10 protein-coding genes are annotated in these 10,209 nt (G+C 72.5%); 4 read left to right on the forward strand and 6 right to left on the reverse strand.

Annotation, left to right across the window (positions count from 1 at the left end):
- The first annotated feature begins 132 nt into the window (after window positions 1–132).
- The gene (locus tag G3N18_RS14695) at window positions 133–846 is read left to right on the forward strand and encodes an alpha/beta hydrolase family protein (protein WP_420827106.1); all 714 of its coding nucleotides are present in this window, start codon (window positions 133–135) and stop codon (window positions 844–846) included.
- A 34-nt stretch (window positions 847–880) separates the two neighbouring features.
- Here G3N18_RS14695 and G3N18_RS14700 read toward each other — a convergent pair whose 3' ends face one another.
- A complete protein-coding gene (locus G3N18_RS14700) occupies window positions 881–2,296 on the reverse strand; it encodes an aminopeptidase P family protein (RefSeq protein WP_196385017.1) in 1,416 nt (471 codons plus the stop codon).
- Between the two features lie 63 nt (window positions 2,297–2,359).
- Complete coding sequence (locus G3N18_RS14705) at window positions 2,360–3,376, reverse strand: endonuclease/exonuclease/phosphatase family protein (RefSeq protein ID WP_196385018.1); 1,017 nt, start codon at window positions 3,374–3,376, stop codon at window positions 2,360–2,362.
- Window positions 3,377–3,465: 89 nt separating this feature from the next.
- Here G3N18_RS14705 and G3N18_RS14710 point away from each other — a divergent pair, with 89 nt between their 5' ends.
- Window positions 3,466–4,323, forward strand: coding sequence for a PHP domain-containing protein (locus tag G3N18_RS14710; protein WP_196385019.1), 858 nt, complete (start codon window positions 3,466–3,468; stop codon window positions 4,321–4,323).
- Window positions 4,324–4,356: 33 nt separating this feature from the next.
- On the opposite strand, the gene G3N18_RS16625 is transcribed toward G3N18_RS14710, so the two are convergent.
- Both G3N18_RS16625 and G3N18_RS14720 read right to left on the reverse strand, forming a co-directional pair.
- Window positions 4,357–4,665, reverse strand: a complete 309-nt coding sequence (locus G3N18_RS16625) for an SHOCT domain-containing protein (protein WP_196385025.1) — start codon at window positions 4,663–4,665, stop codon at window positions 4,357–4,359.
- A 90-nt stretch (window positions 4,666–4,755) separates the two neighbouring features.
- Entirely contained in the window at window positions 4,756–6,288 is a 1,533-nt protein-coding gene (locus tag G3N18_RS14720; RefSeq protein ID WP_196385020.1) for a DEAD/DEAH box helicase, read from the reverse strand.
- Between the two features lie 189 nt (window positions 6,289–6,477).
- On the opposite strand from G3N18_RS14720, the gene G3N18_RS14725 reads away from it, so the two are divergent.
- On the forward strand, window positions 6,478–7,194 hold the full coding sequence (locus G3N18_RS14725; RefSeq protein WP_196385021.1) for a ferritin-like fold-containing protein: 717 nt from the start codon (window positions 6,478–6,480) through the stop codon (window positions 7,192–7,194).
- 57 nt (window positions 7,195–7,251) lie between these two features.
- Here the strand turns inward: G3N18_RS14725 and G3N18_RS14730 are convergent, their stop codons facing one another.
- Both G3N18_RS14730 and G3N18_RS14735 read right to left on the reverse strand, forming a co-directional pair.
- Window positions 7,252–7,542: a GlsB/YeaQ/YmgE family stress response membrane protein gene (locus tag G3N18_RS14730; protein ID WP_196385022.1), complete on the reverse strand. Its 291-nt coding sequence runs from the start codon at window positions 7,540–7,542 to the stop codon at window positions 7,252–7,254.
- A 31-nt stretch (window positions 7,543–7,573) separates the two neighbouring features.
- Window positions 7,574–7,798, reverse strand: coding sequence for a DUF3107 family protein (locus G3N18_RS14735; protein ID WP_196385023.1), 225 nt, complete (start codon window positions 7,796–7,798; stop codon window positions 7,574–7,576).
- Window positions 7,799–8,002: 204 nt separating this feature from the next.
- On the opposite strand from G3N18_RS14735, the gene G3N18_RS14740 reads away from it, so the two are divergent.
- On the forward strand, window positions 8,003–10,209 hold a 2,207-nt coding region (locus tag G3N18_RS14740), incomplete at its 3' end, for an ATP-dependent helicase (protein WP_196385024.1).

The raw sequence follows: 10,209 nt of genomic DNA on the forward strand, positions 1-10,209 counted from the left end.
CGCGCGCCCCGCGCCGGGCCCCGACGCACCCGCGAGCGGCGAGCCGGCACCGGGGCCGAGCGCTCCCGAGACCCGCACCCCCGATTCCGCCGCGCCGTGACCCCGCTCACGGTCGCTCTCCCCGCGGGGGACGTGACCGTATCGACCGTCTTCGACGGCCCCGCCGACCCGGCAGACGCCTGGATCGCCGTTGCGCTGGCGCACGGCGCGGGCGCCGGGCTCGAGCATCCGTTCCTCGCCGGTTTCGCCGGGGCGCTGGCCGAACAGGGCGTCGCGACCCTGCGGTTCGCGTTCCCGTACCGCGAGGCGGGAAGGCGGATGCCGGGGCCTCCCGCGCACGCCGTGGCGACCTGGGTGGCGGTCATGGCAGAGCTCGGCCGGCGCGCGCCCGCTGTGCCGCACGTGGCGGCCGGGAAGTCGTACGGCGGTCGCATGGCCTCGGTCGCCGCCGCAGACGGCGTGATCGTGCCCGCGGCGCTCGTGTACCTCGGTTACCCGTTCCACCCGCCCGGCAAACCCGAAGCGACGCGCGGTGCGCACCTCGCGCAGATCTCCGCGCCGCAGCTGTTCGTCGAGGGCACGGCAGACCCGTTCATCCAGCCGCTCGATGAGTTCCAGGCGGCGGTCGGGGCGAGCCCCGACACCGAAATTGTCTGGATCGCCGGCGGCGGGCACTCGTTCGAGGTGCGCGGCGCGCGGCGGGCCGCCGACGACGTGGGCGCCGACCTCGTGGCATCCGTGCTGCCGTGGCTGCGCGCCCGCTTCGCGTCGCCGAGTCACCGCGCTTCTCGCGAGTCACCACCCGATCGGCGAGAACGGGATGGTGACTCGCGCGAAACCGGGTGATTCGCGAGAGAAGGATGCCTCAGCGCGCGGGCGCTCAGGGGTTCAGGCGCGCAATCCAGGCTTCGATCTCGTCGGCCGTGCGGGGGATCGCCGCCGAGAGGTTCTCGACGCCGTCGGCGGTCACGAGCACGTCGTCTTCGATCCGCACGCCGATGCCGCGGAACTGCTCGGGCACGGTGAGGTCGTCGATCTGGAAGTACAGGCCGGGCTCGATCGTGAAGACCATGCCCTCTTCGAGGATGCCGTCGTAGTACATCTCGCGGCGGGCCTGCGCGCAGTCGTGCACGTCGATGCCGAGGTGGTGACTCGTGCCGTGCACCATGTAGCGGCGGTGCTGACCGCCCGTGTCGGCATCGAGCGCCTCGTCGGCGGTCACGGGCAGCAGGCCCCACTCGGCGGTGCGACGCGCGATGACCGCCATCGCCGCTTCGTGCACGGCGCGGAAGCGCACGCCCGGCTTCGCCACCGCGAACGCCGCGTCGGCCGCCTCGCGCACGGTCTCGTAGACGGTGCGCTGCACGTCGGTGAAGGTGCCGCTCACGGGCAGGGTGCGGGTGATGTCGGCCGTGTACAGGCTGTCGACCTCGACGCCCGCGTCGACAAGCAGCAGGTCGCCGGGGACGACGGCGCCGTCGTTGCGCGTCCAGTGCAGGTAGCAGGCGTGCGGGCCCGAGGCGGCGATCGTGTCGTAGCCCTCGCCGTTCCCCTCCACGCGCGCACGGTGGTGGAAGACGCCCTCGACGGCGCGTTCGCCGCGCGGCGTCGCGATGATGCGGGGCAGGTCGGCGACGATGTCGTCGAACCCGCGTGCGGTGACCGCGACGGCCAGGCGCAGCTGCTCGATCTCGTAGGCATCCTTCACGAGGCGCAGCTCGGAGACGACGCGCGTGAGGTCGGCGTCGCTGTCGAGCGCGAGGTCGTCCGCACCCTCTTCGAACGTGTCGAGGTGGGCGGTCGGCAGGCCCAGGTCGGATGCCACGCCGCCGAGCGCCGGCCGCGGGCCGATCCAGAACTCGCCGATCGTCGCGTCGCCGTAGAACTCCGCCGTCGTGCGGTCGGCGCGCTCGCGCAGGTACAGCGTCACGTCGTGGCCGGACTCACCGCGGGGCTCGAAGACGAGCACCGAGTCGGGCACCGCGTCGCTCGCCCAGCCCGTGAGGTGCGCGAACGCCGAGTGGGCGCGGAACGGGTAGTCGGTGTCGTTCGAGCGCTGCTTGTACGCGCCGGCGGGGATCACGAGACGCTTTCCGGGGAATGTCGCAGAGACGGCCTCGCGGCGGGCGGCGGCATACGGGGCCTGGGCGCGCGCCGGGGGAGTCTGCTCGGGGCGCTCGGCCCACCCGGTCGAGATCGTGTCGAGAAAGCCGCGCGGGAACGGCTGCTTGCGGTTGACGTTCTCGGGGGCCGCCTCGGGTTCGGCGGTGGTGGTGTCGGTCTCGTTCGTGCTCATGCTTCCAGTCTCCCACTCCGGCGGGCGCGCCAGCCCTCCGCGGGCGCGGACTCCGCGACGGGCTCAGCCGGCGGCGGGCTCGAGCTGCACGACGAGCGGGCGGTGATCGCTGCCGCTGTCATCGAGAGAGGTCACGACGACGCTGCCGGTCGCGGTCCAGGCATCCGTCGCGAGCACATGGTCGATGGGTGTGCCGAGGAGTGCCGGCCAGTCGGTCGACCAGGTGCCGACGGCTCCCGCACCCGTGGCGATCGCGGCGTCGTGACAGCGGCCGAGGTCGCCGCCGTCGACGCCGAGACGGTCCATGTGGTCGATCGTGGCGTTGAAGTCGCCCGCCATGATGACGTTCTCGCTCGCGCACTGGTCGCCGAGCCACGTGAGGCTCTCGCGCCAGTGCTCCATGTCGTCTTGCCGCGGCGCGACGGCGTGCGCGGCGACGATCGTCGGGCCCGATCCGCTCACCGGCATGGCGACGACGGTCGGCACCGTCGCGGTGCCCGAGGCGTCGCCCGACGTCGACTCGATCACGGAGTAGTCGCCGAGGCTCGGCGAGATCAGCAGCGTCGTCGAGTTCGCCGCCCAGCCGGGGTATGCCTCGTGGTGGGCCCACATGGGCGAGCCCATGTCGCGCATCGCGATCGCGACGGCCTCACCCGCCTCGATCATCGTCTCGGGAAGGGAGACGACGTCGGCCTGCATCGCGATGGCGGTCTTCGCGATCAGCTGCGGATCGGTCGCGGCGCCGGCGGTGTTCCAGGTCATCACACGGATCGCGTCTGCACTCTTCTCGGGCAGCGTGCCCCCGCCGGCGCCCCGCGCGAGCAGGATGCCGCCGTTGACGGCAGCCCCGGCGAGAGCGATGATCGCGAGGGATGCCGCGAACCCGCGCAGCGGCCGGGCGAGACACAGCAGCAGCATGAGCAACACGACGCCCGCGAACAGCACGGTCATCGCCCCGCGCAGCGACACGATCTGCGCGAACGGGAACGTGCGCTCGAGGCGGAAGAACTGTGGCCAGGTGACCATCGCGGCGGCGATCGCCGCGAGCACGGTGATCAGGATTCCGAGCAGGCGCAGCACACCGCGACTCTACGTGGCGAGGCTGAGAGAACCGTGCGGTGGGGTCGGAGGTACCGCCGCCGGCCTGGCATCCCGATACGCTCGCATGCATGGCGAGTCGCTTTCACGGTCCGAGCGACCTGCACCTGCACTCCGACCACTCCGACGGCACCGAGCCGCCCGCGGGCGTCGTGGCGTCGGCCCACCGCGCGGGGCTGCGCACGATCGCGCTGACCGACCACGACACGACGTCGGGCTGGACCGAGGCGGCAGAGGCCACGGTCTCGCCCGGCATGACCTTCGTGCCCGGCATGGAGCTTTCCGCGCGATACGAGTGGCGCAGCGTGCACGTGCTGGGGTACCTCTTCGACCCCGACGACAGCGAAGTGCGCGCGCTCACCGGCCGCATCCGCTCGTCGCGGCTCAGCCGCGCGCGCGAGATGGCCGACCGGATCGGTCGCGACTACGACCTGACGTGGGACGACATCCTCGTCCAGACCGCCGTGGGCGCCACCGTCGGCCGGCCGCACCTCGCCGACGCGCTCGTGGCGAAGGGCCTCGTCCGCGACCGCGGCGAGGCGTTCGCCGGCATCCTGCACCCGGGCAGCGACTATTACGTCGACCTCTACGCACCCGACCCGGTCACGGCCGTCGCCGCGATCGCGGGCGCGGGAGGGGTGCCGGTCATCGCGCACCCCGCGGGGCGCGCGGGGCTGCTGCCGGACGACGTCGTGGAACGGATGCTCGAGGCCGGGCTCGCGGGCTTCGAACTCGGTCACCGCGAGAACGTCGAACCCGCCCTCGGCCGGCTGCGGGCTCTCACCGCGCGGCGCGACCTGATCGTGACGGGATCGAGCGACTACCACGGGCTCGGAAAGCCCAATCAGCCCGGCGAGCACACGACGAGCGACGAGATGGTCGCCCGGATCATCGAGCGCGGAACGGGCAGCGCCCCCGTCTTCGGGTGAGAAGACGAGGGCGCTGCGGGTGTTCGCGAGGGCTCAGGCGAGTGCCTTGGCCTTCAGCGTCTCGAACTCCGACAGCGAGATCGCTCCCGTGTCGAGCAGGGCCTTGGCCTGCGCGATCTGCTCGGCGGGGCTCGTGCCGGCGACCTGCTTGATGTAGTCGTCCTGCGCCGTCTTGTACTGCTGGGCGGCGGCGACCTGACGCTCGCCCATGCCCTTGCCGCGGGCGATGAGGTAGACGAGCGCGGTGACGATCGGGAAGAAGATCAGGAAGAAGATCCAGACCGCCTTCCAGCCGCCCGCGAGATTCCGGTCGCGGAGGATGTCTCCGACGATCGCGAACAGCGCGAACGGACAAGAGGTCGCTCACCGCTCACTGTAGCGACACGCAGAGGCCGCGCCCGCCGTGTGTCGAGCGCGCCTCGCCGGGGTCGCTCAGGCGCCCGCGGCCGGAGCCGCGCTTCCCGCTCCACCGCTGCGACGGCGACGGCGGCGGCGAGCCGGAGCGGGCTTGCCGCCGTGGTGCTCTTTGCCCTCGCCATCGTGCGTTCCGGCGCCGCCGGTGGCGCGCTCGCCCGAATCGGTGGTGGATGCCGAGGCATCCGTCGCGCCTTCGCCTCCGTCGCCCTCGGTGAAGGTCGAGCCGACGCTCTGTGCGCCCGAACGGCGACGGCGACGACGGCGCGTACCGCCCTCGGTCGTGCCTTCGGCGGCGACGTCGGCCGCACGCTCGGGGCGCGGGGTGCGCGCCGGAGCGGTGCGGACGGTGCCGGTGCGGGGCGCCTTGGTGATGCGGCCCTTCGTGCCGGCGGGGATGTCGAGGTCTTCGTAGAGGTGCGGGCTCGACGAGTAGGTCTCGACGGGCTCGGGCTGGCCGAAGTCGAGCGCCCGGTTGATGAGGGCCCACTTGTGCAGGTCGTCCCAGTCGACGAACGTGACGGCGATGCCCGTCTTGCCGGCGCGGCCGGTGCGACCGGCGCGGTGCAGGTAGGTCTTCTCGTCGTCGGGGATCGTGTGGTTGATCACGTGGGTGACGTCGTCGACGTCGATGCCGCGCGCCGCGACGTCGGTGGCGATGAGTACGTCTTTCTTGCCGGCCTTGAACGCTGCCATCGAGCGCTCGCGCGCCTCTTGGCTCATGTCGCCGTGCACCGCGCCGGCGTTGAACCCGCGGTCGGTGAGCTCGTCGACCAGGCGCTGGGCGGCGCGCTTGGTGCGCGTGAAGATGACGACCTTGCCGGCGCCTTCGGCCTGCAGGATGCGGGCGATGACCTCGTCTTTGTCGAGCGAGTGCGCGCGGTAGACGAGGTGCTTGATGTTCGCCTGGGTGAGGCCCTCGTCGGGGTCGGTGGCGCGGATGTGGATGGGGTTCGACATGAACCGGCGCGCGAGGGCGACGATCGGTCCCGGCATGGTCGCCGAGTAGAGCATCGTGTGCCGCACGGGGGAGACCTTCGTGAAGATCTTCTCGATGTCGGGCAGGAACCCGAGGTCGAGCATCTTGTCGGCCTCGTCGAGCACGACCTCGGTCGCGTTCGACAGGTCGAGCAGGCGCTGGTTGCCCAGGTCGATGAGGCGCCCGGGGGTGCCGACGACGATCTGCGCGCCGGCTTTCAGCTGGTCGATCTGGCCCTCGTAGGCTTTGCCGCCGTAGATCGCGACGACGCTCGTCGACCGGTTCGAGGTGAGCATGTCCATGTCTTCGTAGACCTGCACGGCCAGCTCGCGGGTCGGCACGACGATGAGCGCCTTCACGCCCGGAGCCGGGTCGAGGCCGAGACGCTGCACGACGGGGATGCCGAAGCCGAAGGTCTTGCCGGTGCCGGTCTTGGCCTGGCCGATGATGTCTTGCCCGGGAAGACCGAGCGGGATCGTCTGCTCCTGGATCGGGAAGGCATCGACGATGCCCTTGGATGCCAGGGCATCGGCGATGTCCTGGTCGACGCCCATGTCGGCGAAAGTCGTCACGATATGTACCTGTCTGGCGGTGAGATGCCGCCGGGTGAGAGAGTCCACGCCCTTCACTCAGCCACAGGCGCGGTGGCCCCGATCCGTCGCCGGGACCCGTTCAGCCTACCGGAGCGCCTCGCGGGGCCGCCGCGAGGCGCGCGGCGTGCTCGCCCGTCGGCCGGCGACGCGCTCATCTAGGCTGTAGCCGTGGTGACCTGGCCCTGGCAGCGCGATCGCAAACCTGCGCGCACGTTGCGCGTTCGCTCGCGCGGCGACTTCGGCGATGTGCGCCGGGTGGATTTCGAAGAGCTCGCCCCCGACATCGACACCTATCTCGGTCAGGCGGCGTACCTGCAGCTCGGCTACTTCGAGACGCTCAGCCAGCTGATCGCGCCGACGCCCGAGCTCTCGCACAAGGAGTCGCTCTCGCGCGCGGCCGGTGCTGCGCTGTTGAAGCACCGCGAGCTGGTCGAGGTGATCCGTTCGCGGGGTGACGATCCGCTCGACATCATGCTGCCCTTCCGCGAGCCGCTCGACGCGTTCCGCCGTGCGACGCACGGGGCACGCCCGCTCGAGACGATGCTGTCGGTGCACATCACCGCCGGCATGCTCGACGATTTCTACCTCGCGCTGTCGGCGAGCTACGGGGCCACGGGCAACCGTGTCGCCGAGATCCTGACGGCCGACGACGACCGCCAGTCGCTCGTGAAGATCATCACCGATGCGATCGCCGCCGACGAGGAGTGGCGCGACCTGCTGAGCCTCTGGGGGCGCCGGCTCGTGGGCGATACCCTGCTGATCGCGCGCGGTGCGCTGCGGCCGCAGACCCTCGATGCGGCGGAGGAGAAGCGCGTCGAGCCGGTGTTCACCGACCTGCTGGCCGGGCACTCGCGGCGCATGGCCGCGATCGGTCTCGACGCCTGACCTGGTCTCGACGCCTGAGCTCGCGCTCGGCGCGCGACCGATCCGCGGCCGGTGCGGTCAGGAGATCTTGAGGCGCAGCCGCTCGTTCGCGTCGTGCGTCGCCCGCGTGCGGGTGAGGACCGTGAGCACGAGCGGCACGATCACGATCGCGGCGCCGAGCGAGGCGACCCACAGCCACGGATTGTCGGCCGTGACGCCCGCCCAAGTCAACGCGACGTAGACGAGGCCGGAGAGCACGGCACCGAGCATGGGCGCGAGCACCGCGCCGCGCGAGGCACGGCCGGGCATGAGAACGTGCAGCACGCCGCCGTAGACGGCGCCGAAGATCAGCGCGAGGAGAATCTGCATGGCGCGGGGGGGTGAGTCGGATGCCTGTGGTTCAGGCCACGAAGCCGACGCGGCGCGACTCTTCGGTACCGACCTCGACGAAGGCGATGCCCGCGGTCGGCACGATGAACGTGTTGCCCTTCACGTCAGTGAAGGTGACGGCCGGCTGCCCCGACTCCAGCGCCGTCGAGACGGCGGTGGCGACGGCATCCGCCGACTGTGCCGACTCGAAGTTGAGCTCGCGAGCGGTGTTGGTGATTCCGATGCGGATCTCCACGGTGACTGCCTTTCTGGCCGGGACGTCGGGCGCATGTCGACTCTACGACACGCGTCGGGGCCGAGGCTCCGCACGAGGCCCGGAAGCCGCTCGCTGTCGGCGAACGCCGCGCGCGGCGGCGTCTGGTGCGGCGTCGCGTGCGGCGGGTGAGGCGGCGATGGCCGCGGTGTCGGCGGTGTCGGACGCGCCGGATAGCGTGGAGGCATGCCCCTCGATCCCGCCCAGCGCGCCGTCGTCGCGCTCGCGCCGACCGCGTCGGGCGTCGTCGTGGGCGCTCCTGGATCGGGAAAGACGACGACGGTCGTCGCGCGGGTGCGCGCGCTGCTCGAAGCGGGGCTCGCCCCCGACGAGGTGCTGGTGCTGACCCCGACCCGGCAGGTGGCGACGGTGCTGCGCGACCGCCTCGCCCTCGAGGTGCGGGTCGCCACCCCGGGCCCGCTCGCCCGCTCGCTCGCGGCGGTCGCCTATCAGCTCGTACGTGCGAACGCCGTGCATGCCGGGCTTCCGCAGCCGCAGCTGCTCACCGGCCCCGATGAAGACCGCATCGTGCAAGACCTGCTCGACGGAGACGCCGACGACGAGGCCGAGGCTGAATTCGAGGGCGCGCGGCGCTGGCCGAGGTGGCTCGGCGCCGACATCCGCGCCACGCGCGGGTTCCGCACCGAGTTGCGCGCCTTCCTCGCCGAGTGCACGACCCTCGGGATCGACCCGGCAGGCCTCGCCGCGCGCGGGGAGAGGGAGCAGCGCGAGGTGTGGGTCGCACTCGCATCGTTTGCGACCGACTACCAGGCGGTCCTCGCGCGCCTGCGCGGTGCGCACCGCGACGCGGCGGGCCTCGTGCGCGAAGCGGTCGGCCTCGCCCGCACCCTTCCGCCCGCCTCGCCCGCGTGGGGCGCGACCGGGCGGCTCCGCGCCATCCTCGTCGACGACGCGCAGGAACTGACCCTCGGGGGCGTCGAACTGCTCGAGGCGTTCCGCGCGGCGGGTGTGGCCGTGCTGGCCTTCGGCGACCCCGACGTGGGGTCGGGGTCGTTCCGCGGCGCCCGCCCCGAGAACTTCGCCCGACTCGCGGCGGGCGTGCCGCTGCACGTGCTCGACGGCGCGCACCGCGGCACTCCGGCGCTGCAGAACCTCGCGGCCGAGGTGACGATGCGCATCGGCGCGGTCGGGGTCATCGCGCACCGGCGCACGCCCGTGGCATCCACCGTGCCTGATGACACCGTGCCCGATGACACCGTGCGGGCGTACACGCTGCGTTCGCCGGGCGAGCAGTACGACACGATCGCGCGGCTGCTGCGCGAACGCCACATCCACGACGGCGTGCCGTGGCATGCGTGCGCGGTCATCGCGCACGACAGCCGGCAGGTCGCCGCGCTCGAGGCCGAACTGGCGGCGCGCGACGTGCCGACTGCGAGCGGGCAGGGCCGCGCCCTCGGCGAGACCCGCGCCGTGCGCGATCTGCTCACCCTCGTCGACCTCGCGGCGCGCGACGAGTGGTCGGCCGACGAGCCGATCGAGGCGCTCCGCGCCGGCGGGCTCGACGCGGTGGATGCGCGTCGGCTGCGCACCGCCCTCCGCCAGCACGCGGTGCGCACCGCCGAAGAAGGCGCCCCGGTACCGAGTGCGCGCGACCTCGTGGCATCCGGTGTGCGGCACCCGCTCGAGTTCGAACTGATCGACACCCGCGAGGGTCGTCGTGCCGCGCGCGTCGCCCAGACGCTTGCGCAGCTGCGCGATCAGCTGGCCGCGGGGGCGACCGCCCACGAGCTGCTGTGGACGGCGTGGGAGCGCTCGGGGTGGGAACGCACCTGGCGCGAGGCGGCCGCCGGGCACGGTTCGCTGGCCGATCAGGCCCGGCGCGACCTCGACGCCGTAGTGGCGCTGTTCCAGGCCGCGAAGCGCCACGGGGAGCGCGCCGACGGCACCGGCGCGCTCGCGTTCGTGCGCGGCGTGCTCGACTCGGACGTCGCCGAAGACCGCCTGAGCACCCCCGAACCGGTGGGCGTCGTGCGGGTGCTGACCCCCGCGGCGACCCTCGGCACCGAGTTCGACACCGTGGTCGTCGCCGGCGTGCAGGACGGCGTGTGGCCGAACCTGCGCACCCGCGGGGGCCTGTTCGACACGTGGCGGCTGGCGCAGAGCGACGAGGGTGCGGCGGATGCCTTGGACCTCCGCCGCGGCGTGCTGCACGACGAGCTGCGCCTCTTCGTGCGGGCGGTTTCGCGCGCGACGGAGCGGCTCATCGTGACCGCAGTCGACGATGACGACACCGGCCCGAGCGTGCTGTTCGAGTTTCTGCCCCCCGCCGAGCCCGCCCCGCGCGCCGCCGAGCATCCGCTGTCGCTGCGTGGCCTCGTGGCGCTTCACCGGCGTGCGCTGACCGACCCCCGCGCGAGCGCGGCGGCGCGCCG

It is taken from the genome of Microbacterium paulum (assembly GCF_015707995.1).
GTDB lineage: Bacteria > Actinomycetota > Actinomycetes > Actinomycetales > Microbacteriaceae > Microbacterium > Microbacterium paulum.